The sequence below is a fragment of the Streptomyces sp. CNZ301 genome, from assembly GCF_004217425.1.
The window spans coordinates 2,921,660-2,946,189 of the sequence record NZ_SHLG01000001.1 but is presented as its reverse complement, the minus strand read 5'-3'; the positions used below and the strand labels follow the sequence as shown (position 1 = coordinate 2,946,189).

16 protein-coding genes are annotated in these 24,530 nt (G+C 71.3%); 4 read left to right on the top strand and 12 right to left on the bottom strand.

The genetic code is table 11. From position 1 onward, the window contains the following. Position 1 precedes the first annotated feature (1 nt). The 4 genes from EV375_RS12545 to fxsT all read left to right on the top strand — a co-directional run bounded on the left by EV375_RS12545 (position 2) and on the right by fxsT (position 7,905). The gene (locus EV375_RS12545; protein WP_130299513.1) at positions 2 to 3,034 is read left to right on the top strand and encodes an SAV_2336 N-terminal domain-related protein; all 3,033 of its coding nucleotides are present in this window, start codon (positions 2 to 4) and stop codon (positions 3,032 to 3,034) included. 139 nt (positions 3,035 to 3,173) lie between these two features. Then, a complete protein-coding gene (locus EV375_RS12540; RefSeq protein ID WP_130299512.1) occupies positions 3,174 to 3,416 on the top strand; it encodes a hypothetical protein in 243 nt (80 codons plus the stop codon). Positions 3,417 to 3,471: 55 nt separating this feature from the next. Continuing rightward, a complete protein-coding gene (locus tag EV375_RS12535; RefSeq protein ID WP_165434723.1) occupies positions 3,472 to 4,809 on the top strand; it encodes an aKG-HExxH-type peptide beta-hydroxylase in 1,338 nt (445 codons plus the stop codon). 75 nt (positions 4,810 to 4,884) lie between these two features. Continuing rightward, entirely contained in the window at positions 4,885 to 7,905 is a 3,021-nt protein-coding gene (gene fxsT, locus EV375_RS12530; protein ID WP_130299510.1) for an FxSxx-COOH system tetratricopeptide repeat protein, read from the top strand. On the opposite strand, the gene EV375_RS29095 is transcribed toward fxsT, so the two are convergent. From EV375_RS29095 to EV375_RS12470, 12 genes are all read right to left on the bottom strand, one after another. After that, entirely contained in the window at positions 7,893 to 9,830 is a 1,938-nt protein-coding gene (locus tag EV375_RS29095) for a CoA transferase (protein WP_486588729.1), read from the bottom strand. The two genes, fxsT and EV375_RS29095, sit on opposite strands and share 13 nt — an antisense overlap. A gap of 58 nt (positions 9,831 to 9,888) precedes the next feature. Further along, positions 9,889 to 10,764, bottom strand: a complete 876-nt coding sequence (locus EV375_RS12520) for a MurR/RpiR family transcriptional regulator (protein WP_130299509.1) — start codon at positions 10,762 to 10,764, stop codon at positions 9,889 to 9,891. Beyond that, complete coding sequence (locus EV375_RS12515) at positions 10,761 to 11,693, bottom strand: ABC transporter permease (RefSeq protein ID WP_130299508.1); 933 nt, start codon at positions 11,691 to 11,693, stop codon at positions 10,761 to 10,763. Before EV375_RS12515 ends, EV375_RS12520 begins: the two co-directional genes overlap by 4 nt. Continuing rightward, the gene (locus tag EV375_RS12510) at positions 11,690 to 12,706 is read right to left on the bottom strand and encodes an ABC transporter permease (protein WP_130299507.1); all 1,017 of its coding nucleotides are present in this window, start codon (positions 12,704 to 12,706) and stop codon (positions 11,690 to 11,692) included. The genes EV375_RS12515 and EV375_RS12510 overlap by 4 nt, the downstream gene beginning before the upstream one ends. 139 nt (positions 12,707 to 12,845) lie before the next feature. Continuing rightward, positions 12,846 to 14,408, bottom strand: coding sequence for an ABC transporter substrate-binding protein (locus EV375_RS12505; protein WP_130299506.1), 1,563 nt, complete (start codon positions 14,406 to 14,408; stop codon positions 12,846 to 12,848). After that, complete coding sequence (locus tag EV375_RS12500; RefSeq protein ID WP_130299505.1) at positions 14,392 to 15,252, bottom strand: ATP-binding cassette domain-containing protein; 861 nt, start codon at positions 15,250 to 15,252, stop codon at positions 14,392 to 14,394. The genes EV375_RS12505 and EV375_RS12500 overlap by 17 nt, the downstream gene beginning before the upstream one ends. Continuing rightward, a complete protein-coding gene (locus EV375_RS12495; protein WP_165434721.1) occupies positions 15,249 to 16,223 on the bottom strand; it encodes an ABC transporter ATP-binding protein in 975 nt (324 codons plus the stop codon). Before EV375_RS12495 ends, EV375_RS12500 begins: the two co-directional genes overlap by 4 nt. Positions 16,224 to 16,300: 77 nt before the next feature. Continuing rightward, entirely contained in the window at positions 16,301 to 16,609 is a 309-nt protein-coding gene (locus EV375_RS12490; protein WP_055486077.1) for a DUF4387 domain-containing protein, read from the bottom strand. Then, entirely contained in the window at positions 16,606 to 18,009 is a 1,404-nt protein-coding gene (locus EV375_RS12485; RefSeq protein WP_130299503.1) for an acyclic terpene utilization AtuA family protein, read from the bottom strand. Before EV375_RS12485 ends, EV375_RS12490 begins: the two co-directional genes overlap by 4 nt. Before the next feature lie 272 nt (positions 18,010 to 18,281). Continuing rightward, positions 18,282 to 22,139, bottom strand: coding sequence for a multifunctional oxoglutarate decarboxylase/oxoglutarate dehydrogenase thiamine pyrophosphate-binding subunit/dihydrolipoyllysine-residue succinyltransferase subunit (locus tag EV375_RS12480; protein ID WP_130299502.1), 3,858 nt, complete (start codon positions 22,137 to 22,139; stop codon positions 18,282 to 18,284). 261 nt (positions 22,140 to 22,400) lie between these two features. Next, positions 22,401 to 23,504 (bottom strand): sensor histidine kinase, encoded by a 1,104-nt coding sequence (locus EV375_RS12475; RefSeq protein WP_130301800.1) that lies wholly within the window; start codon positions 23,502 to 23,504, stop codon positions 22,401 to 22,403. A 139-nt stretch (positions 23,505 to 23,643) separates the two neighbouring features. Next, complete coding sequence (locus tag EV375_RS12470; protein WP_055486074.1) at positions 23,644 to 24,468, bottom strand: response regulator transcription factor; 825 nt, start codon at positions 24,466 to 24,468, stop codon at positions 23,644 to 23,646. Positions 24,469 to 24,530: the final 62 nt, after the last annotated feature.

Sequence of the window (24,530 nt, the reverse complement as noted above, 5' to 3'; positions counted from 1 at the left end):
GATGGACGCGAGGGGGCTCCCGTCCCGGGCCGGTCCGCAGCTGAGGGAACTCGTCTCCCGGCTGCGCGCGGCGGGTTGGGAGCCGTCGGCCGAGGAGGTGGCCGACGCGCTCTGGCTGGCCCGCTGGACCGGTGCCCCCGCAGACGAGTCCCCGGAAGCGGCCACGCCCGACCACACGGCAGGCCCCGGGGAACCGCCCCCGGACCCGCACCGGGCGCCCGTTCCACGGCAGGCCCCGCCCCGGCCCCGCGGAGACGGCACCGGTGAGGAAAGCTCCGCGCCCGTCTCGCTGTACGCGCCGGTCCGGCACACCGGCCGACCGGGGCGGGCCTTCCCCGTGCGCGCCCCCGCCGCCAGCACGCTGCCCGGCCTGCTCGGACTCCAGCGTTCCCTGCGCCCTCTGGGCGGTTACCGGCCGCGGCCGCTGTCGCTGCCGCGTCTGCTGGACGAACAGGCGACCGCCGAACTGAGCGCCGGCAGCGGTGCCGTACGTCCGGTGATGGTTCCCGCGCGGCGGCCCGACACCGAGCTACTGCTGCTGATGGACGCCTCGGCCACCACGTCGGTGTGGCAGCTGACCTTCGAGAAGCTCCGTCAGACGTGTGAACAGCTCGGTGCCTTCCGGGATGTGCAGGCCCTCCATCTGCACCGTGGCGCCGACGGCTCGCCGCTCGTCGGCACGGGGCCCGACCGCTCGGCCACACGCCTGCGCCCCGCGGACCAGTACCGCGACACCACCGGGCGCCGGCTCACTCTCATCGTCAGCGACTGCGTGGGCCCTCTCTGGCAGGACGGCGGCATCCAGCGGCTGCTGCACCGGTGGGCGAGCGGTTCGCCGCTGGCCGTGGTTCAGCCGCTGCCACCTCGGCTGTGGTCGCGCACGGCGCTGCCGGGCGAACCGGGGCTGCTGGTGCGCGAGAGCGGTCAGGGGGCTCCCGTCACCTTCCAGCCCGACGGTTACGGACGGCCGCCGGCGCCCGACGCGCTGCCGGTGCCCGTACTGCTGCCCACGCCCGCCGCGTTGGGCAGCTGGGCACGTCTGCTGGGCGGCGAGGGTCGGCAGACGGTGCGCGGAGCCGCCGCCTGGGTCGGACCCCGTCACCGCGCCATGCCGGAGCCTGCCGTGGCCGGAGCGGCCACGCCCGGCGAACTGCTGAGCGCCTTCCGGGCCTCCGCGTCCCCCGGCGCGCTCGACCTCGTCGTGCATCTGGCGGCGGTGCCGCTCCTGCTGCCGGTGATCCAGCTCGTGCAGGAGGCGATGTTCCCCGACACGGGGCCCATGGAGCTGGCGGAGGTGCTGCTCAGCGGGCTGCTCGAGCGGTTGCCGGACGTCGAGGACTCGCCCGGCCCGCGGTACGACTTCGTGGACGGAGTGCAGGATCTGCTGCTGCGGTCCCTCGACCAGGGCGCGGCCGAGCTGGTGCTCAAGCACCTTTCCGAGTACGTCACCAGGCGCTTCGGCAAGGGGACCCGCAACTTCCCCGCCCTCGCCGTGGCCCGCCTGAGCGGCACGGTTCCCGAAGCGCGGGCCGAGGCGGACCTGGACTCGCTGCCGCCCGACAACGTCCCGGACGAGCTGTTCGCGCAGATTCCCTCCAGGGTGGTGCGCCAGTACGTCGCCGAGCCCGACGCGGACGAACCGGACGAGTTCTCCCAGGCGGAGGCGCTGCTGCTTCGCTGGCGGGCGGAGGGGGACCCGTGGCTCCTCGACGAGGCGCGCAGGCACGCCGAGGCGGCGGTGACGGCGGCGGAAGGCGCCGGGGGCACCGAAGGGGGAGCTGGCGAGGGGGGTGAGCGTGCCCGCCTCGTACTCGCGCAGGTGCTGCGCGCCATGACCCTGACCGCTCCGGTGAGGCGCCGCCCGGGCCGCACCGGGGAGCTGCTGCGGGAGGCCCGGGACCGGCTGACGGGCGAGGGGCTGCGTACCAGGCTGGAACTCGCAGCTGTGCAGCACGACTTGTGGAAGGCGGAGGGCGACCCGGGCCACCTGCGTGATGCGGCCGCGATGCTGCGCAACATGGCGGCGGGACCGGGCGCCGAGGCCGAGCGCCGGTTGTGGCTGGGCAGGGTGCTCCTGGCGATCTGCCGCTCCGAGAGAAACGGCAGTCCCGAGCAGCGCTCCCTCGCCGTGGAGGCCGCCGCCGAACTGGCTGCCGCCGCCGACCTGATGACGGCCGGCGGCAGGCAGGACAGCCGGCTCTGCGGGGCTCTGCTGGACCGCAGCGCCGCGCTGCGCCGGTCCGAGGCCGGCGTCGGTGAGCGGCTGGCGAACCTGGACCGGGCCGAGACCGCGGCCGGCGACGACGAGAGCCTGCGGCTGCGGTGCGCGCGCGGGCGGGCACGCGTGCACCGGGACGGCGGGGACGTCGACGCCGCCGGCGCCGCCTTCGCCGCTGCCGAGGCACTGACGGGACGCGACAGTCCCGAACGGGCCGAACTCCTCGCCGAGTGGGGCACGATGCTGCTGGAGAGCGGAACGGAGACGGCGTCCGGACGTGCCGAGGGGCTGCTGCACGAGGCGCTTGCCACCGTGCCCGTGGACGGGCCGCTCAACTCCCGTCTCCAACTCCTGCTCGGCGGCGCCCTGGTGGACCGCTTCGAGCGGGAAGGCTTCCGGCCCGACCTGTACGAGGGCTGCCATCTGCTGGAGCAGGCTGCCCGTAAAGGCTCGTCGAGCGAGGTGCGGGCCGAGGCGTGGCTGTCGCTCGGCAGGGCATTGCAGAACTTCGCACCGGGCCAGGCGGGTTCGGACCCGGCCCACGACGCGTTCTCCCGGTCGCTGACGGAGGCTCTGCAGGGCCGCGGTACGGCGCCCGCCTCGCCCGGCACGGCGCCCGCGTCGGTGGCGGTCGCGCGTGCCCTGACGGGACGTGCCGCGCTCCACGAGCGCATGTCCCGCCCCCGCGAAGCACTCGCGGACTACCGTGCTGCCGCGGCCGAATGGCAGAACCTCGCCGGGCACCTGGCCGACGGCATCCCCTGGGCAGAGGTGCGCGAGACCCACGCCCGGATCGCGGCGCTGGAGGCGCGATGACGGTCGAGGCGGAGGCCGAAATCCAGCGGGCACGGCACTGTGCCCGGCGGTCCGGCACGTTTCCCCGGCGAGGCCCTTGGGAAGAACCCTGCACTGTTGTTGCCGACCTCCCGCGAGAGGCGGCAGGGAGGAGAACAGCGTGCCGAAACAGGGCCGAGGCGCGTCCGCAGTCGCGGGCACCGGCAGCACGGGAAGTCCGCCCCTGCCCGACCTCACCGGCGTCGACCTGCACGTTCTGCGGGTCGCCGACGACCCCGCGGTCCTTGCCGCGGTCGATGACGTGCTGCGCAGCCCGTACCGGTACACCGGGACGTGGTGGGGGCAGGACGGCGGCACGGGCGGCCGCGCATCCGCACGGCACTGCGTGCCCGCCGAGGGGTGAACCGGGCGCAGAACGGCCTGATTTCGCCATTTCTCATGGACGGGGAGGGGGAACGGTGCAGCCTGTCACGTCCCCGTTCGCCGTACCCCGCGAAAACCTCGCGTCGCTGGCGGGCTGCCGGCCCGCCCCCGCGGACCTCCGCCTGTTACGGGCCGGCCTGCACAGCCGCCGGCTGGTGCTGCTGAAGTCGCTGCTCGTCCGGGCAGACCGGCACTCAGTGCCGCCCTCGGTGCGGCAAAGCCTCGAAAAACACTGGCAGTTGATGGCGCTGGCGGAGACCCGCGCCCCGCACGCCGCCCGTGAAGCCCTCGCGTACCCGTCCGTCGGCAACTGGCTGCTGCACGGCCTCAGCATCCCCCTCGACGAGGACGAAGCCTTCGCCGCCTTCCTCGGCAACCTCGGTGCGCTCGCCGCGGCAGTCGCCCTGCACACCGGCACCGGCTTCCGCATGACGCTGCCGGCCCCCGGGGGGCGCTTGACGCTCCCGGGGCTCGGCGCGTACCAGGCACGCGACGACCGCGTACGAGTCGTCGCCGGCCCGCGCAGTCTGCGGCTGACCCCTGGGCGGCGAAGCAACGGAACCGTGCTGATGAAGCCCTGCACCCTTGCCGCGGGCGCGGGCTGGCAGGGTCTGCGCCCGCTGTCCCCGGGCACCGGCACCGCGGGGCCGGCGGGAGAGGGCGCCGTCGTCGACGAACTCGACCCGTACCGCGCGGGCACCACCCCCACCGGCCCTGTGACGCCCCCGATCACCGGCAGCGGCTCCGACGGCGACCGTGCCCGTGCGTGGACGGCCCGCTGGCACGGTGCACTGGTCCTGCTGGGTGCCGCCGACCCGGCCCGCCGCGCGGAGGTCCTCTCGCTGGTGCGTGCCCTGGTTCCGCTGCCGCGTCCGCCGGACGGCAGCGGGACCTCCAGCGGCACACTGCGTTCCGCGCCCCTGGCCGTGCTCACCGAATTGCCGGGTACCGCACAGGAGATGGCCACCGTGCTCGTCCACGAGGTGCAGCACAGCAAGCTGGCCCTGCTCAGCGACCTCGTGCCGCTGCACCACGCGGACGGAGCCGCCGTGCACAGCGTGCCGTGGCGTGCGGACCCCAGGCCGTTCGACGCGGTGCTTCAGGGCACGTACGCGCATCTCGCACTGGCCGACCTGTGGCACCGCCTCGCGCTCCGCGCCGGAGCCACACCTGCCGCCCGCGCCCTGGCCCGTTCGCGCGCCGAGCACTACCGCGAGCAGGTCGCCGGTGCCCTTGCCGTGCTGCGCTCGTCCGGCGAACTCAGCAGGGCCGGCCGCTACTTCACCGCGGGCATGGTGCGGCACACGACGAGCTTGCGCACACGGCCCGCACCGCCCCGCCCCGCAGACCGAAACCACGTCACCGTCAGGTGACGTACGGTGATCACCGCGGCGTCGCCGGTACCGTCCGGCGGCCGTGACCATCACGGACACGAGGAGAAGACGCCCATGGCCGAGCAGCGGTACGGGGGCACTGTCCCGGGGGACCCCGGGCAGGAACCGCAGCACATCACGGTGGCCTTTCCCGGCTATCACCGGTCGTGGGCGACCTGGCTCGCCCACCGTCTGGAGAGCCACGGGCACCGAACCGTGCTCCAGCGGTGGGACCCGTCACGTGAGCAGCCGCTGGAGGAGGCGCTGAGCGACCTGCTGCTGGCCAGGGGGCGGGTTCTGCTGGTGCTCAGCGACTGGTTCTTCCAGCTCGGGCCGCGCCCCGACGGTGAGTGGAACACGGTGCTCCGGGGGTTCGTGCGCGACAACGCGGAACGATTCGCGGCCGTCAACCTCACCAACCGCCCGTTGCTGCCCGCCACCGCCGTCCTCGAACCGGCCGACCTGTACGGAGTGGGCGAGGACGAGGCCGAGCGCCGGCTGTTCGCCCGTCTCGGTCTCACCCCGCTCGCACAGCCCTTGCTGCGTCAGGGCGGACGCGGTTCGCGCTTCCCCAACGACCCGGTGGCGGTCTGGGGCGAAGTCCCGCGCCGCAACAGTCAGTTCACCGGACGCGACGAGCTGCTCAACGGCATCCAGCAACGCCTCACCGACGCCCGTCAGGGGGCGGCCGCCTGCGCCCTCGTCGGCATGTCCGGCATCGGCAAGACCCAGATCGCCGTCGAGTACGCGCACCGCTTCAGCCCCGATTACGACGTGATCTGGTGGATCAACTCCGACCAGCGCAACACACTGCGAGACAGGTTCGGTGAGCTCGCCGTCGAACTCGGCACGGCCAAGAGCTCGGGGCCCGGTGAACGCATCCGCGCCGTGCGGGAGGCCCTGCGCAGAGGCGAGCCGTACGGCCGCTGGCTGCTCGTCTTCGACGGCTGGGAGGAGACCGAGGAAGCCGCGCAGTACCTTCCGCAGGGCGGCACCGGCCATGTGCTGATCACCTCGCGCAACCGCTCGTGGAGCGAAGCGACAGAGGTCGTCGACGTGAAGGGTTTCCTGCGCGCCGAGTCGACCGGCTATCTGATGCGCCGGGCACCGCACGTCAGCGCGCACGAAGCGGAGCAGGTCGCCGGCGAGTTCGAGGACGTGCCGCTTCAGATGGCGCAGGCAGCGGCCTGGCTCGGAGAGTCCGAGATGGACGCCGGGGAGTACCTGCGCATGGTGCGGCAGGGCAGCATGGACGGCACCGCCGGGGGCTCGGTGCTCACCGACTATCCCGACTCCTCGCTCATTTCCTGGTCGATACTGATCAACAGGCTGCGGCAGACCGAGCCGCACACCATCGAACTGCTCAGGCTGTGCTGCGCCTTCGCGCCCGGGCGTATCCCCCTGGGCCTGGTGCGCGGACTGAGCACCGCCGACCTGCCCGAGAACCTGAAGTGGATCGCGACGGACCGTCCGGCGTGGGCACGGGCCCTGGACACCCTCGTCAACTACTCGGTCCTGACGAGGGAAGCGCGCGGCAACGCGGGCAGCGAGGAAGGTCCCGAACGCGAATCAGTGCACATGCACCGAGTGGTGCACGGCATCGTCGACGACCTCACGGCGTCCCCGGACCGCGACGCCTACCGTCAGGTCGTGCGGAACCTCCTCATCCTGGCCGACCCGGGCGCGCCCGGCGACAGCAGGAACTGGGCCGGTTACGCCGAACTGCTCCCGCACCTGGGCAGCTCCGGTGCGCTGGCCAGCGACGAGCCGCGGTCCCAGGCCCTGGTGCTGAACTGCGTGCGGTACTGCTACGCCGGGGGCGAGTACCGGGCCGGGGTCGAGCTGGCCGACCAGGTCCGCGAGCAGTGGTCGCAGATCCTTCGGCCCGACGCCCCTCCCCTGCTCGAACTCACCACGATCCAGGGGAACATCCTCCGCGCGAGCGGGCGGTTCCAGGAGGCGTACGACCTGGACAGCAGCCGCCTGGAGCGGTTGCGCGCCGCGTCCGGGACCGACGAGGAGGAGCTGATGACCGCCACCAGCTGCCTCGCCGCCGATCAGCGTTTCCTGGGGCAGTACGCCGAGGCCCTGCAGATGCAGCGGGAGGTCGTCTCCACCGCGGACCGTCTGCTCGGCCCGGACGACTGGACCACGCTGCTGGCCCACCACAACCTCGCCACGGGGCTCCGGCTGCTCGGCCGTTACGCCGAGGCGTACGAGGTCGACCTGGAAACGCTGCGCAAACGCGAGACGCTGCTGCGCCACCGTCACCCCAACACGCTCAGCTCCGCCAGCGCCTGTGCCCGCGACCTGCGTCTGATGGGGCGGTACCAGGAAGCACTCGCCCGCCAGGAACAGAGCGTGCGACGGCACGTTCAGGTGCTCGGGGCCCAGCACCCCGCGACGCTGTGGGCACGGCACAACCTCGTCCTGTGCGAGCGCCGCGCGGGCTCCACCAAGCAGGACAGCGGGGCGGTACTCGCGAGCCTGCTGGAACAGCAGCAACAGACCGCGGGACGCAGCCACTTCGCGACGTTCGCCCTGATCACCGACTACGGCAACTATCTGCGCGCACGCGGGAATCTCGCGCCGGCGCGCGAGCTGCTCACCGAGGCGGAGGAGGGGTACCGCAGACTGCTCGGACCGGGGCACCCCGTCTCCACCGGCATGCAGTCCAACATCGGGCTCGTCATGCAGGCCGAGGGGGACCGGGACGGCGCGCTGAACATGTTCGAGCAGGCGCTCGTAGGCCTGCGGACCCGGCTCGGCGACGCCCACCCGGCAACGCTGGGCTGCGCCCTGAACGCCGCGTGCGGGCGCAACTTCACCGGACGGCTCGACGAGGCGCTGGAGTTGAGCCGGGAGACCCTGGACCGCGCGAGGCGGGTGCTGGGCGAGGACCACCCCTTCACGCTCTCCAGTCAGGTCGCTCTGGCTGCGGACCTGCGTGCGGTGCGGGAGCACACGGAGGCCGGCAAGCAGGAGGAGGACGCGCTGCAACGCCTCACCCGCACCCTGGGTGCCCAGCATCCGCACACGCTCTCCGCCCGCCAACGGGCGCGCCCCTACTGGGACTACGAGCCCTACGTGGGCTGAGCCCCCGCCTCCGGGGCCGGACGGAGCCCGGGACGGCGCAGCCGCAGTACGGGCTCCGCGCCGCGCTCCTGCGCGACCAGGGACGGATCGATGTCGGCGCAGACGATTCCCTGTGCGTCCCGGTCCGCGAGCGCGACGACGTCGCCGCGCGGGTTCACGATCATCGAGGCCCCGCACCAGCCGCGGCCCGCTGCGTTGGCCGCCAGGACGTATGCGCCGTTGTCCTGGGCGCGGGCACGGGTGCGCAGGTTGCGAAGGTATTCGTGCCCGGTCCCGATCAGGGAGGAGATCGCCAGCACTCCCGCACCGGCGAGGGCGAGGTCGAGCGCGATCTCGGGGAATCCGTGCTCGAAGCAGACCATCTGGCCCACGGGCAGCGGAAGGCCCGGCAGGGAGACGGGACTTGCGGCCACGTCCCCCGGCCGGAGTCCGTGTGCGGCCTCCTGCTCGGTGAGTGTCGTCTTGCGGTGCACCGCCGCGACCGCGCCGCCGGAGAGGACGACCGAGGTGCTGAAGAGCCGTCCGTCCGAGCGCTCCAGCTCGCCCATCACCACGGAGATTCCGTGGAGTTCACAGGTGCGGGCCAGGTCGGTGAAGACCTCGCCGTGGACGTCGGAGCCTCCGCCGGGGGCTCCTTCGGCCACCCATGCGCGGTCGTATCCGCTGAGGCTGTACTCGGGGAGGACGAGCAGCCGCGCTCCGGAGTCCGCGGCGGAGACGATCAACTCCCGTACGACGGACAGGTTCTCCTCGGTCCTGCCGGTCACGGGAGCGAACTGGCCGACCGCGGCCCGGACGGCCCCTGCCGGCCTGCGGGCGCTGCCGCCGACCGCCGTCCGCACCTCGTCGTTGTGCTGGCCGAGTGCCGGCGGCGGTGTGCGGACGGGCGCGGGGCGGCCGTCCACCCGGAGCGGCGAGCGTATCTGGGGCGAGCCCGTCGAGACGTCGACGAGCCGGTCGCGGACGAGGGGGTCGGCGAAGACCTCGGCGAGGGTGTTGACGGGAGAGGCCGGAACCCCGGCGGTGCGCAGCAGATTCAGCCAGTGATCCCGTGGGTGCTGCCCGAGTTCACGCTCCAGGATGCTCTTCAGCTCGGCGCGGTGCGCGACGCGGTCGGCGTTGGTGACGAAGCGCGGGTCCTCGGCGAGCCCGGCGAGCCCGAGCACGCCGGCGAGCCGCGCGAACTGCCGGTCGGTGCCCACGCCCATCGCGACAGGGCCGTCGGCCGCCGCGAACGTCTCGTACGGGACGATGCTCGGGTGCGCGTTGCCGAGCCGCTGCGGTTCGCGGCCGGTGGCCAGATAGCCGGACGCCTGGTTCGCCAGGGAGCCCACCACGGCGTCCAGCAACGACACTTCGACGTGGCCGCCGCGGCCCGTCTCGTCCCGCCGGCGCAGCGCCGCGAGCATGCCGGCGGTGGCGTACAGCCCTGCGAGGAGGTCGGCGATGGCGACGCCGGTCTTGGTCGGGGCGCCGCCCTGCGGCCCGGTGACGGCCATCAGCCCGCCCATCGCCTGGGCGAGGAAGTCGAACCCGGGCAGACCGGCCCAGGCCGTGTCGCTGCCGTACCCGGTGATGGTGCAGGTGACGACGCGGGGGTTGGCGGCGGAGACGGTGCGGTGGTCGAGCCCGAAGCGTTCCATCCTGCCCGGCAGGAAGTTGTCGACGACGATGTCCGCGGCGGCGGCGAGGGTTCGTGCCGTCTCTCGCGCTTCCGGGTCGGTGAGGTCGAGCGTGACGGAGCGCTTGTTGCGGTTGACGCCGGTGAAGTACGCGGCGGTCCCGTCGTCGGTGAACGGCGGGCCCCAGCGGCGCGTCTCGTCGCCCTGCGGGCTTTCGACCTTGAGAACGTCGGCGCCCAGGTCGGCAAGCTGCATCGTGGCGAACGGGCCGGCGAGGATGCGGCTGAGGTCGAGGATCCTCACCCCTGCCAACGGGCCCTCCCTGGAAGGGACTTGAGGCCACGCGCCCCGTGCGCCGTACTCAGAGCCGCTCATCGTCCTCCTTCGGGGGTGCGAGCACGTTGTCGGCGAAGTACAGCTCGTCCGCGGCGCGGCTCGCCCTGCGGCTGCGCTCGGGGTCGAGCAGCGCCACGCGGGCGACGAGCACTTCGAGCAGCGCCATGATCCCGGTGAGGCCCAGGCGCGGCCCGGCGGTCTCCGTCTGCGCGGTGAGTATGTGGTCGGCGGTCACGGCGGCAGGGGCGACGGGGCTGTCGGTGATCGCCACAGCCGTGACTCCGTCGGTGCGCAGGGCGTGTTCGAGGGTCTGCACGGTGGCCTTGAGGTAGCGCCACATGCTGATGCCGATCACCACGTCGCCGTCCCGGACCGGCGCGATTGCCGGTGCCGCGTCGCCGGCACCGGTGGTGAGCACCGCTCGCAGGCCGATGATCTGGAGGGAGGAGGCCAGATACTGTCCCGGCCCGCTGGACACCCCTCCGGCGGCGACCACCACCAGGTTCGCCCCGGAGACCGCCCGCGCCGCCGATTCCAGGGCCTCGTGGTCGAGGTTCTGCAGGGTTGCGGTGACGTTGTTCGCGGCGACCTCGAAGACGCGGTCGGTGAGCTGTTCGGCCGGGGTCTCCAGCGTGGCCACGCGGTCCGCGAACGTACGCCGCTGGTTGACGTTTCGCTTCACCTCCTGGTGGAGCTCGCGCCAGCCGTCGTAACCGAGGTTCTGGCACGTGCGTACGACCGTCGCGGTGTCCACCCCGGTGTGCCGCGCCACTTCGGCCGCGGAGGCGAAAGCGACGAACGCGGGGTCGCGGGCGAGGAATTGGGCGACGACCTGCTGCTTGGGCGGCAGGTCGGCGAACTTGAGGCCGAGGGCCTCGGCAAGGGTCCGGGCGGAGGTCATGCCAAATCCTCCATCACTCTGCGGGCCCGGCGACGGGATCGCGGGTCGAGAACGTCACGGAGCGCGTCGCCGAAGACGTTGACGGCGAGCACGACCGCGAAGATGGCAAGCCCCGGCAGCGTCGCGAGCCACCATGCGGTGGTGATGTACGCCCTGCCGTCCGCGAGCATGCTGCCCCAACTGGCCTGCGAGGCGTCGGCACCGAGCCCGAGGAAGGAGAGCGACGCCTCCATCACGATGACCACTCCCAGCTCCAGGGTCGCGATGACGAGCACCGGCGCGAGGACGTTGGGGAGGATGTGGCGGACCATGACGGAGACATGGGACGCCCCCAACCCCCGTGCGGAGAGCACGTATTCACGCTCACGCAGTGACAAAGCCTCGCCGCGGATCAGGCGCGCGTACACGACCCAGCCGGTGACGATCAGGGCGAGGACGACGTTGCGCAGCCCCGGCCCGAGGATGGCCACGATGGCGATGGCCAGCAGCAGGAACGGGAACGCCAGCCACGCGTCGACGACCCGCATGAAGAGGGAGTCGACGGCACCTCCCAGGTAGCCGCTGATCAGCCCGACCGTCACACCGATCACCACGGAGGCGACGACTGCGGTGAAGCCGACGACGAGCGAGACCTGGCTGCCGTGGAGCAGCCGGGAGAGCACGTCGCGGCCCAGTACGTCCGTGCCGAGGAGGTGTTCGGGGGAGAGCGGCGGCAGGAGGCGCGATCCCAGCTCCTGCGCGTTCGGGTCGTGCGGTGCCAGCAGCGGCGCTGCCAGCCCGACGACAACGAACGCGACCAGGACGGCGAGGGCCGACGTGGCGGCCCAGGACCGGCCGAGCCGGATGTGGAGCCGCCGCGGCGCGCCGAGCACCTTCCCCGGCCCGGGCGGGGCCTTCCGGGCGTGGACCGTGGTCTGTGTGGCAGTCATGCCGCCGCCCTCCCGCGCTTCACGCGCGGGTCCAGCCACGCGTGTATCAGGTCGGTCACCAGGTTGACCAAGGTGAACATCACCGCGAGCACCAGCACGGAGCCCTGCACGACGGGGTAGTCGCGCGCGCGGATCGCTTCGATGATCAGCCGCCCGACTCCCGGCCAGGAGAACACCGTCTCGACGACGATCGCCCCGCCCAGCAGGGTGCCGATGCGGACACCCATCACCGTGACGGTCGCCGGAAGCGCGTTACGCAGCATGTGCCGTATGACCCGGTGCGACGAGAGGCCACGGGCGTGCAGGGCCTCGACGAAGTCCTGGCCCTTCACCTCCAGCAGCCCCGAGCGCAGGACCCGTACGAGCGTCGCCGCGATCGCCGCCCCCAGCGCCACGGCCGGCATCGCAAGATGCGCGAGTGCGGACCGCAGCGCCGCCATGTTGCCCTGGAGCAGCGCATCCAGAGTCACCAGTCCCGTCATCTGCCGCAGCCCCGTGCCCAGATCGAGCCGGCCGCTGGACGGCAGCACGTTCCAGGTCACGGCGAAGAGCAGGATGAGCATGATGCCCAGCCAGAAACTCGGCATCGAGATGCCGAACAGCGCTGCCGCGCTGCCGCCGCGGTCCCAGAAGCTTCCCTGCCGCTGCGCCGAGACGACCGCCACCGGCACGGCGATGAGCACCGCCACCAGCAGCGCGGCGAGGGTCAGTTCGACCGTCGCGGGCAGCGTGGTGGCCAGCTCCGACCAGACCGGCACGTCCCGGCGGACGGAGGTGCCCAGGTCGCCCTGCACGGCACCTCCGGCGAATTCGGCGTACTGCGCCGGCAGCGGCCGGTCCAGTCCCAGGCTCTGCCTGTACTGGTCCTTCTGCGCCGCGGTGACGTTCTCACCGGCGTAGAGGGCGTCGACCGGGTCGCCCGGGGTGAGGTGGATGAGCGAGAAGACGATCAGGGACACACCGAACAGCACGACGGCGGTCTGCCCGGCACGCCTCAGGATGTACGACAGCAAGGTGGCGCACCCCTCTCCCGGAACGCGGACGTGAGCGGAAACGCGCCCATCGGCTCGTCCTCCCCGTACTCGTACTCGGACTCGGACTCGTACTCGGACACGGACTCGGACACGGACACGGACTCGGGAACGGCCCCGGTCACGGTGCCAGCGCCGTCTTCGCGACCTCGAAACGGCCGATGGACGACGGCGTGAAGCCCTGCACCCGCTCGGAAACCCCGTAGATCTCCTGAGGGTTGAGCAGCGGCGCCCAGGGCGCGTCGCGCATCACGATCCCCGTCGCGTCGGCGTAGATCTTCTCGCGCTTCTCCTGGTCGGCCTCCTCGCGCGCCTGCTTGATCAGACCGTCCAGCTTCTTGTCCTCGTACGCGGTGTAGACGGCGTCCTCGCGGGCCGGCGACCAGAAGTGACGGGCGAAGATGACGTCCGCGTCGCCTTCCGCGACGCCCCAGGAGGACAGGTGCGCCTGGCTGGCGCCGCTCTCGATGCGCTTCGCGAAGGCCTGTTCCTCGAGGACCCGGACCGACGCCTTCAGTCCTGCCTTCTCAAGTTGTCCCGCGACAGCCTGGGCGAGCGTCTTGTCCCCTTCCACGGCGTCGATGCGTACCGGCGTTCCGGCCGCGTCCGCCAGTTCCTTCTTCGCGGCCGCCGCGTCGTGGCCCACGCCCTTGAAGTCCTCGTCGTAGCCCTTCATTTCGGGGAACGCGGGCTGGTCGAGGGGCCGGGCGTTGCCCTGGTAGAGCGAGGTGACGAGAGCTTCGCGGTCGACGGCCCGGTTCACGGCGACACGGTCGCCGCGGTTGTCGAAGGGCTTCTTGGTGACGTTCATGGCCAGGTAGAAGATGCGGGTGCCGTCCGCCTTGGCCGCCTTCACGTCGCCGGTGAGTTCCTTGGCCTGGTCCGGGGGTATCTCCGCCGCGATGTCGGCGTCACCGGACTTGAGGGCGGCTATCCGTGCCGACACCTCGGGCACCGGGCGGAAGACGACCCGGCCGACCTTGGGGGCGCCGTCCCAGTACTTGCGGTTGGCTTCGAGAGTGATCCGCTCGTTGGGCTGCCAGTCCTTGAAGGTGAACGGGCCGGTGCCCACGGGCTTGGCGGCGAACTTCTTGTCGCCCACCTTCTCGACGTAGTCGGGCGGGACGATCTCGTTCACCGAGAGTCCGGCCAGGAGGGTGGGTGCGGGCTCCTTCGTGCGGATCTCCACGTGCTGCGGGTCTTCGGCCCGGATCTCGGAGATCACCGACAGCATGTCCGCGCGCGGTGAGCCCTGCTTCTCGTCCAGCACCCGCTCCAGGCTGTACTTGACGGCCTCGGCGTCGAACTTCTCGCCGTTGTGGAACGTGACGCCCTTCCGGAGGGTGAACTTCCAGGTCCTGGAGTCGGTCTGCTTCCAGGACGTGGCCAGCTCGGGCACCGGCTTGAGGTCGCTGTCCTGGCCGACCAGCGCGTTGAACACGTTGCGGATGACGGCCTGGTTGGTGCGGTCGCGGTGCATCGCGGGGTCCATCGTGCTGATGTCCGCGGTGGTCGCGACCGTCAGGGTGTCGTTGTTCTTGCCGCCGCCGTCCCCGGCCGCGTCCTTGTCGTAGCTTGTTCCGCCCGAGCAGGCGGCCGTGGCCAGCAGTGCACCGGCGACGACAGGGAGGGCGGTCTTCCGGACGGCGGAGCGGGACTTCGGTGACTTACGGCTGTGAAGCATGGTTTTCCTCCAGCGATTGGAGTGGTGCGCGGTGACGGCGGCGACGCGGGTCGGCCACCGGCACCGCGTCGAGCAGCAGCCGCGTGTGCGGGTGCCGCGGGTTGCTGTAGACCTCTGCGGGGGAGCCCTCCTCCAGCAGTTCGCCGGAGCGCATCACGGCGACCCGATCGCAGAACTGCTCGACGACGGCGAGGTCGTGTGCGATGAAGAGGTACGTGAGGCCGAGCTGCTGCTGAAGCCTCGTCAGCAGGGTCAGGATCTGGGCCTGGATGGAGACGTCGAGGGCCGATACGGGTTCGTCCAGCACGATCAGGTCGGGCTCCACGGCGAGCGCGCGGGCGATGCCGATGCGCTGCCGCTGGCCACCGGAGAACTCGTGCGGGTACCGGTCGACCGCGTCGGCCCGCAGCCCACACTGTTCAAGAAGCTCCACGGCCCGCTCGCGCCGCTGAGCGGACGGCACGAGACCGTGGATGCGCATGCCCTCCGCCACCAGCGAGCCCACTTTCCAGCGGGGGTTGAGGGAGGCGAAGGGGTCCTGGAAAACCATCTGCACCCGTCTGCGGAAGCCGGTCAGCCGGGCGCCCCGCGCACGCAGAACGTCCTCGCCCTCCAGCAGCACCTGACCGCTGTCGGCGGAGGCGAGCCTGCAGACGATGCGCGCGGTGGTCGACTTCCCGGAGCCCGACTCGCCGACCAGACCGAAGGTGCTGCCCCGCCGGACGGTGAACGACACGCCGTTCACCGCGCGCGTCGCGGAACCCCGGGCGAGCAGCCCCCGGCCGGCGCCGTAGGTCTTCACGAGGTCGCGGACCTCGAGGATCGCGGTCGTGTCCGCGTTCATGGTGAGGCCTCCAGTGAGTGAAGGCAGCGATGCCGCCGCTCTCCGAGCGCGCGCTCGGCGGGTACGCCGTCGAGGCAGTCGTCGGCGGCCCGCACGCACCGGGGCGCGAACGGGCAGGAGTCCAGCCGGTCGACGACCTGCAAGGGGGTTCCCGGGATCGCCTCGAACGGGGTCGGGTCGCCCAGGCGCGGAAGCGCCCTCAGCAGCGCCCGCGTGTACGGGTGCCGCGGTTCGTCGAAGAGGGGGAGCGCCGGCCCGGCCTCGGCGACGATCCCTCCGTAGAACACGGCCACTTGGTCGCAGGTCTCCGCGACGACGGCGAGGTCGTGCGTGATCAGTACGACGGCGGCGGCGCGCTGTTCGCAGATGGACGCGAGCAGATCCAGGACCTCGCCCTGCACCGTGACGTCCAGGGCGGTGGTCGGCTCGTCCGCGATGATCAGATCCGGGTCGGCGATCAGGGCCGTGGCTATCACCACACGCTGCCGCTGACCGCCCGACAGCTGATGGGGATAGCGGTCGAGGCATTCCCGCGGTCGCGGAATGCGGACCTCGTTCAGCAACTCGGCCGCCCGTTCACGCGCCCGCCCCCGGCTCATCGGACGGTGCGCGAGCAGCGCTTCGACGAGCTGGTCGCCGACCGTGTACACGGGGTCGAGGGCGGCCAGCGCGTCCTGGAAGACCAGGCCGATCTCACCGCCGCGCAGCGCGCGCAGCCTCCGGGTACCGGCGCCGACCAGTTGCTCCCCGCGGAAGGTGATGCTGCCGCTGACGCGGGCGTGCGACGGCAGCAGGCCCAGTACGGCGCGCGCGGTGACGCTCTTGCCCGAGCCGGACTCGCCCACGATGCCGAGGAATTCGCCCGGCCTGACGGAGAAACCGGCGTCGGTGACCGCCCGCACCCGGCCGAACTGCACGCTCAGCCCGCTCACTTCGAGCAGCGGCGCCTCGGTGCCGGTCCCTCCGGGCACCGGCGATCCGGGTGCGGGGGCGGGTACGGGTCCGCTCCTGGCTGCTGGCCTGTGCGGCACCTTGATCGCCTCCACTGTCAGGGCACTTCGACGTCGAAGAGCGGCGGGTAGCACTGGGAGCCGAACGGGTCCGGCTCTCCCGCCGAACCGGCCGGGGACCTGCGGCGGATCGTGAACTTGATGGCCTGGCCCGGCTCGTACACGACGAAGGAGGTCACACGCTCGGGTGCGACGCGGTACAGCTCGGCGACCGTCGCCGGCGACAGGGCGCCGGAGTCGACCGTGCGCCGGAAGTTGCCGGTGTCCCGGAAGATCACATCGAAGGTGATGTGGTCCACGCCCGCGTTCTTGGACCGGATGGTCGAGGCGAGTTCTGAGAGCTTCATCGGGCCACCGCCTGCTGCTTGCCGACCGTCGTGATCTCTGTGCGGAAGAGCCCCAGCGCCTTGACCGGCTCCGCTCCGGGGAGGTCGAGGGCGAGGGTGTGGTTGAGCGTCCACTCGTACGCGGGCCGGCCGCGCAGTACCTCGTCCGAGAAGAACGACGCCCCGCCGGCCGTGCCCTTGACGTCGGGAAGCCGTGCGTAGAAGAGGTTGCGCGCGGCGAGAGTGCAGACCTCCTCGGCGGCCTCGGCGGTCGCGGCGACCGCCTCCACGACGATGCCGACCTCGTGGCCCTCCACCACAGGGGCGGGCTCGAGGTGGCCCATCACCCCGTCGCGCCCGTAGACGTGGAAGTGGACCGCGTAGCCGCGTTCCTCGGGGGTGCCGTACCGCTCGGCCAGCTTCATGCGGCTCCAGGCGATGACGTCGTCGAGCCTGGAGAGGGTGTAGGGGTCCCGGATTCCCATGATCGACAAGGCTCGTTCGCCCGTACGGCCCGAGCCCTCGATCTTGACGGCGTACGTCTCCGACGGACGCCAGACCGCCCCGGTCACCCGCGTACGGCGCTCGTCGGTCTGCTCGAAGTGCAGGTCGTGCATGTCGAGATGGCCGCCCGGCACGTACTCGGCGTAAGGGTCCACGCGCTCGTACATCCCGTGGCTGGCCACCGACGCCGGGGTGCACCGCTGCTGCGGATGCATGGGTTCCAGAGTCACGCCGTCGGCGTCCACCTCTCCGATCACGGACTCCTTGCCCATGAACGGCTCGGCGCAGAACGATGCGCACTCCAGGAGCTTCCCCGCGAGGAGTGCCGGGCCGCGGGGTATGCCGCCGCGGCTCTCCGCGACCGCCGCGAAGAGGGCCGAGTCGCAGGCGCGGCCGGTGACGACGACATCGGCACCCGCGTCCAGCGCTGCCTTGATCGGCTCCACCCCCATCACCGCGACGGCGCGGTCCGTGCGGGCGAGCGTCCCGTCGTCGGCGTCCGGGCGGCCGTTGAGGCCCTGGATCGGCACGCCGCCGGCGAGCGCTTCGCCGAGGCGGGCGACGTCGACGCTGGATCTGATCACAGCCAGCTGGAAGGGAGCCAGGTCCCGCTCGGCGGCGATCTCGGAGATGAGGCGGACGTAGAGGTCCACGCCGCGGTCCGACCCGGTGTCGGAGGCGGAACCGATGACGAGCGGTACGTCGAGCTCGCGGGCGGCGGTGAGGCAGAGCTCGAGGTCGTGGCGCTGCCATTCCTCGGGGCTGTGGGCGAGGTCGGCGCCGAGCGGATAGGGGCCGATGTCCGCCGATCCGGAGTCGGCGACTATCGCGTCGGGCCGGGTCCGCACGCCGGTGTGGAAACTTCCCGATTCGATGGGGGTGAAGCCGAGATGCCCCGTTGGGGACATGATGCGCATGAGTGCTCCTGACATACGGAATGCCTGGCTGTGGGTGTTGTGGGGATGCCTGTGGCGTATGCGCGCCGTACGCCTTGGAGGGGAAAGCTAGTGCAACAAGCCTTGCATGACTAGAGGTAGCTGCAGATTGCATTGCAAGTTGTGCGACATGGCCCCGGGCAAGATTCGTTGCGGACGCGGTACGTGAACAGAAAAGGGCCCCGCCCGATCCCGGAGGGGATCGGGCGGGGCCCTTGCGAACTACCGGCCGCCGCTTGCCGGATGACGCGCGGTCAGAGGTCGAAGACCTCCTGGATCAGCTGCTGCTGCTCCTCCTGGTGCCGCTTGCCGGAGCCGACGGCGGGGGAGGAGGACGACGGGCGCGACACCCGGCGCAGCCGGTCCGCGTTGGGGACCGGCTCGGAGCCGATGATCAGGTCCAGGTGGTCCACCAGGTTGAGCGCGATGAACGGCCACGCACCCTGGTTGGCCGGCTCCTCCTGCGCCCAGACGAACTTCTCCGCGCCGCTGTAGCGCGCCATCTCGCCCTGGATCTCCTTGCCGGGCAGCGGGTAGAGCCGCTCGAGCCGGATGATGGCGGTGTCCGTCAGACCCCGCTTCTGCCGCTCGGCGTCCAGGTCGTAGTAGACCTTGCCGGAGCAGAAGACGACCTTGCGCACGTCGGAGGGGTCGACCGAGTTGTCGCCGATGACCGGCCGGAAGCCGCCCTCGGTGAACTCCGCCGTCTTCGACGCCGCGGCCTTCAGTCGGAGCATCGACTTCGGCGTGAAGACGACCAGCGGCTTGTGGTGCGGGTTGTGGACCTGCCAGCGCAGCAGGTGGAAGTAGTTCGACGGCAGAGACGGCATGGCGACCGTCATGCTGTTCTGCGCGCACAGCTGGAGGAACCGCTCGATGCGGGCCGAGGAGTGGTCCGGCCCCTGGCCCTCGTAGCCGTGCGGCAGCAGCAGCGTCACACCGGAGGTCTGGTTCCACTTCTGCTCGGCGGAAGTGATGAACTCGTCGATGACCGTCTGCGCGCCGTTGGCGAAGTCGCCGAACTGCGCCTCCCACATCACCAGCGCCTCGGGACGCGCCAGCGAGTAGCCGTACTCGAAGCCCATCGCCGCGTACTCGCTGAGCAGCGAGTCGTAGACGTTGAAGCGGGCCTGGTCGTCCGCCAGGTACAGCAGCGGCGTGTAGTCGTTGCCGGTGTTCTGGTCGAGCAGCACCGCGTGCCGCTGCCCGAACGTGCCGCGGCGGGAGTCCTGACCGGACAGCCGGACCGGCGTGCCCTCCATCAGCAGCGAGCCGATGGCCAGGGTCTCGCCCATGCCCCAGTCGATCGTGTCGTCCTCGATCATCGCCGCGCGCCGCTGGAGCTGCGGAAGCAGCCGCGGGTGGACGGTGACCTGGTCGGGGATGTTGACCTGGGACTCGGCGATCCGCTTGACGACCTCCTGGCCGACACCGGTCTCGATGTGGACCGGGAACTCGGCCTCGGGCTGCGGGACTTCGGCCGGGGCGGGGGCGTTCGCGGCGTCCCGCACCTCGGTGAAGACCTTCTCCAGCTGGCCCTGGAAGTCCTGGAGCGCCTGTTCGGCCTCCTCCAGCGTGATGTCGCCGCGGCCGATCAGGGACTCGGTGTAGAGCTTGCGCACCGAGCGCTTCTTGTCGACCAGGTTGTACATCAGCGGCTGCGTGAACTGCGGGTTGTCGGTCTCGTTGTGACCGCGGCGCCGGTAGCAGATCAGGTCGATGACGACGTCCTTGTTGAACGCCTGCCGGTACTCGAAGGCCAGCCGCGCCACACGGACGACGGCCTCCGGGTCGTCACCGTTGACGTGGAAGATCGGCGCCTCGATCATCCGGGCCACGTCGGTGGAGTACATCGACGAGCGCGCCGACTCGGGCGCGGCGGTGAAGCCGACCTGGTTGTTGACGATGATGTGGACCGTGCCGCCGGTGCGGTAGCCGCGCAGCTGCGACATGTTCAGCGTCTCGGCGACGACACCCTGGCCCGCGAAGGCGGCGTCCCCGTGCAGCTGCACGGGCAGAACCGTGAAGTCCGTGCCGCCCTTGCCGATGATGTCCTGCTTGGCGCGCGCGACACCCTCGACGATCGGGTCGACGGCCTCCAGGTGGGAGGGGTTGGCGGTCAGCGAGACCGTGATCTGCTCGCCGTCGAGACCCGTGAAGGTGCCCTCGGCGCCCAGGTGGTACTTCACGTCGCCGGAGCCGTGCATGGACTTCGGGTCGAGGTTGCCCTCGAACTCGCGGAAGATCTGCGCATAGGACTTGCCGACGATGTTGGCCAGCACGTTCAGCCGGCCGCGGTGGGCCATGCCGATCACGCACTCGTCCAGACGGGCCTCGGCGGCCGCGTCCAGAACGGCGTCCAGCATCGGGATGACGGACTCGCCGCCCTCCAGCGAGAAGCGCTTCTGACCCACGTACTTGGTCTGCAGGAACGTCTCGAACGCCTCGGCAGCGTTCAGCCGGCGCAGGATGCGCAGCTGTTCGTCCCGCTCAGGCTTGGTGTGCGGACGCTCGACGCGGTCCTGGATCCACTTGCGCTCCTTCGGATCCTGGATGTGCATGTACTCGATGCCGGTGGTCCGGCAGTACGAGTCGCGCAGCACGCCGAGGATGTCGCGCAGCTTCATCATCGACTTGTTGGCGAAGCCGCCGACGGCGAAGTCCCGCTCCAGGTCCCACAGCGTGAGCCCGTGCTCGGTGATGTCCAGGTCGGGGTGCTTGCGCTGCTTGTACTCCAGCGGGTCGGTGTCGGCCATGATGTGGCCGCGCACCCGGTAGGAGTGGATCAGGTCGAAGACGCGGGCGGCCTTGGTGACGTCGTCGTCGTGAGAGGCGTCGATGTCCTGGTTCCAGCGCACCGGCTCGTACGGGATGCGCAGCGCCTTGAAGATCTCGTCGTAGAAGCGCTCCTCGCCGAGCAGCAGCTTGCTGACGATGCGCAGGAAGTCGCCGGAGGCGGCGCCCTGGATGACCCGGTGGTCATAGGTGCTGGTCAGCGTCATCACCTTGGAGACGCCGAGCCGGTTGAGGGTGTCCTGCGAGGTGCCCTGGAACTCGGCCGGGTACTCCATCGCGCCGACACCGAGGATCAGGCCCTGGCCGGGCATCAGCCGCGGCACGGAGTGGACGGTGCCGATGCCGCCGGGGTTGGTGAGGGAGCAGGTGACGCCGGAGAAGTCCTCCATCGTCAGCTTGTTGTTGCGGGCCCGGCGGACGATGTCCTCGTAGGCCTGCCAGAACTCGAAGAAGGTGAGCGTCTCGGCCTTCTTGATGGCGGCGACGACGAGCTGGCGGTCGCCGTTCGGCTTCACCAGGTCGATCGCGAGGCCCAGATTGACGTGGTCGGGCTTGACCAGCGTCGGCTTGCCGTCCTTCTCCGTGTAGGAGTAGTTCATCGACGGCATCGCCTTGAGCGCCTGCACCATGGCGTAGCCGATCAGGTGCGTGAAGGACACCTTGCCGCCGCGGGCGCGCTTGAGGTGGTTGTTGATGACGATGCGGTTGTCGAAGAGCAGCTTCACCGGGACGGCGCGCACCGAGGTGGCGGTCGGCAGCTCCAGTGAGGCGTTCATGTTCTTCGCGACGGCTGCGGACGGGCCGCGCATCGGCACGTATTCCGGAGCGGAGGGCTGCTCGGCCCCTCCGCCGCCCTGGGCGGGCTTCCCCTCCGCGGGCTTGGCCGGCGCGCTCTCCTTGGCCTTCTGGCCCTGAGCGGGCTTGGCGGGCGCCTGCCTCGCCGGCGCCTTGCTCTGCGCGGGCTTCGCCTCCGCAGGCTTCGGCTGCGCGGCCTTCGTGGGCGCGGCGGCCCCGGCGGGCTTCGCCGGCGCGGCGTGCGCGGGACCGGCGGCCACTCCCGAGGTGCCGGCTGCGGCGCTCGGCGGAGTGGTCGGGGCTGCCGCGGGCTCTCCCACGGTTCCCGTGGCCTCGGCGCCCGGCTTGTAATCGGCGAAGAAGTCCCACCAGGCTCGGTCTACCGAGTTCGGGTCCTGGAGGTACTGCTGGTAGATCTCGTCGACGAGCCACTCGTTTGGCCCGAACACGGCGGCGGGATCGCTTCCCTGACCGTCCTGCTGGGTCGAGACGCTCGAGCTTTCGGGGGACTGTGACGACACGGCGGCAACCGCCCTCTTCCGCGTTCCTTAGATGGTGGACAGCGGGAACAAAGGCTACGCCTCTACCCGCATGACTTGCAGTCCAGCCCCGGTTGTCGTCACGGAAGTCACATCTCGGGCCCGGTTTCGGCGCATGACGCGATGGGAAACAACCGAGGTTCGCCGCAGAGTGGAACTGCCGGCCCGGGCTCCGCGTCCCACTCTCCGGGTGGCGCTCGTCCCGCCCCGCTCTCCCGCCCGGCCCCCGGCTTCGAGGCTACGTCAGCCCTGCGCCTCCTCCACGCCCGGAAGGGTGACCTGGATGCGGCAGCCGCGAGGCGACTCGGCGACCCTGATCCAGCCCCCGTGCAGGTCGACGGCCCAGCGTGCGATCGCCAGGCCGAGCCCGGTGCCGCCGTCGCCCGCGCCGCGCTGCGACGACGCCTCGGCGGCCTTCGTGCGGTTGAAGCGCTCGAAGACGTGTGCGCGCTCCGACTCGGGGATGCCGGGGCCCTCGTCGAGCACCTCCACTTCGAGGCTCTCCGGCGTCGCTCCCGGGCGTGCGCGGACCGTGACGCGTCCGTGCGGCGGGCTGTGCTTGACCGCGTTGTCGATGAGGTTGGCGACGACCTGATGCAGCCGCTCCGCGTCCGCATAGGCCGTCAGTTCGGGCGGGGAGACGTCGAGGTGCAGATGGACGTCCGTACGTGAATGTCCCTGCCCCTTGCTCATGTTGGCTTCCTTGAGCACCCCCGCCAGATACGGCCACACCTCGAAGCGGCGCGAGTGCAGCGGGACGACACCGTTGTCCAGGCGCGACAGGTCGAGCAGGTGTTCCACGAGCCGGCCCAGACGGTCCGTCTGCTGGAGTGCGATGCGCATCGTCTCGGGGTCGGAGTCGGAGACCCCGTCCACGACGTTCTCCAGCACCGCCCGCAGCGCCGCGATGGGTGTGCGCAGTTCGTGCGAGACGTTGGCGACGAGTTCCTTGCGGTGCTGGTCGACGGCCTCCAGGTCGGCGGCCATCTGGTTGAAGGTCTCGGCGAGTTCGCCGAACTCGTCCCTGCGGTCGCCGCGCACGCGGCGCGAGTAGTCGCCGTCGGCCATGGCCCGGGCGGCGTCCGTCATCTCGTCCAGCGGGGCCGTCAGCGACTGCGCCACGAACTGGGTGATCAGCAGCGAGGCGATGATCGAGATGATGGTGATCACGCGCAGCTCGGTCGCCGAGTTGACCGCGAAGAGCGCGAGCAGCGTGGTGATCACCACAGAGACGATCACCAGCGCGCCCAGTGCCGCCTTCACCGAGCGGTACGGGTCGAGTGGGCGCAGCCCCTCCCAGATCCGGTCCAGCCAGCCCACCCAGACGGGCTCCCAGCGCCGGCGCAGGCGCTGGTTCAGGCGCCCCAGGGCGCGCAGCCCGCGCCCCAGGAACCTCCCGGTGGCGCGGACCGTGGTGCGCGGGACGCGGACCGCCCGGCGCGCGGACGACGTATCAGGTACATCTGTCACGTCGCGGCGCCGCCCGTCAGGAGCCGTCCGCGGCTGCCGGGTAACCGGCGCCGCCCTCCGCGCCGGAGGCCGCGTTCGCCGAGTTCGACCCCGACGAGGGCGTCTCGAGCGCGTAGCCCACGCCGTGCACCGTGCGGATGCGCTCCGCGCCGATCTTGCGGCGCAGGGCCTTGATGTGGCTGTCGACGGTGCGCGTGCCGGAGGCGTCCGCCCAGTCCCACACCTCGGCCAGCAGCTGCTCGCGCGAGAGCACGGCCCGCGGCGAGTGCGCGAGGCAGACCAGAAGGTCGAACTCGGTGGGTGTGAGGTGCACGTCCTCACCGGTGACCCGGACCCGGCGCTGTGAGTGATCGATCTCCAGCTCGCCGAGGCGGAGTATGCCGCTGCGCGGTGTGTGCGCGGCGAGAGTGGCGCGCTCGACGCGGCGCAGCAGTACGTGCACCCGGGCGGCGACCTCGCGCATGGAGAACGGCTTCGTCATGTAGTCGTCCGCGCCGACGCCGAGCCCGACGAGCATGTCGGTCTCGTCGTCCCGTGCCGTGAGCATCAGCACGGGCACCGGACGCTGGGACTGCACCCTCCGGCAGACCTCCAGCCCGTCGAAGCCGGGCAGCATCACGTCGAGCACGATCAGATCCGGCTGCCAGGCCTCGGCCGTGTCGACGGCGGCGGGGCCGTCTCCGGCCGTCTGCACCTGGAATCCCTCGGCGCGCAGCCGCATCGCGATGGCGTCCACGATGGTCGGATCGTCCTCGACGACCAGAATTCTGCGCTGCGCGCCAGGGGTCGTCGACGCGGACGCGTTGTTGCTTTGTGTCGGTGTGATGTTCTTCTGGTCCATTCGACCCCGCCCCTGCAATGGCCCCGTGGCTTGTTTGTGTGCGTGCTTGCAGCAGCGTAAGG

Coding starts and splice junctions, on each gene's coding strand:
- EV375_RS12520 (WP_130299509.1), bottom strand. CDS start 10,764: ATGACCTCCGCCCGGACCCTTGCCGAGGCCCTCGGCCTCAAGTTCGCC.
- EV375_RS12505 (WP_130299506.1), bottom strand. CDS start 14,408: ATGCTTCACAGCCGTAAGTCACCGAAGTCCCGCTCCGCCGTCCGGAAG.
- EV375_RS12545 (WP_130299513.1), top strand. CDS start 2: ATGGACGCGAGGGGGCTCCCGTCCCGGGCCGGTCCGCAGCTGAGGGAA.
- EV375_RS12490 (WP_055486077.1), bottom strand. CDS start 16,609: ATGAAGCTCTCAGAACTCGCCTCGACCATCCGGTCCAAGAACGCGGGC.
- fxsT (WP_130299510.1), top strand. CDS start 4,885: ATGGCCGAGCAGCGGTACGGGGGCACTGTCCCGGGGGACCCCGGGCAG.
- EV375_RS12470 (WP_055486074.1), bottom strand. CDS start 24,468: ATGGACCAGAAGAACATCACACCGACACAAAGCAACAACGCGTCCGCG.
- EV375_RS12500 (WP_130299505.1), bottom strand. CDS start 15,252: ATGAACGCGGACACGACCGCGATCCTCGAGGTCCGCGACCTCGTGAAG.
- EV375_RS12485 (WP_130299503.1), bottom strand. CDS start 18,009: ATGCGCATCATGTCCCCAACGGGGCATCTCGGCTTCACCCCCATCGAA.
- EV375_RS12515 (WP_130299508.1), bottom strand. CDS start 11,693: ATGACTGCCACACAGACCACGGTCCACGCCCGGAAGGCCCCGCCCGGG.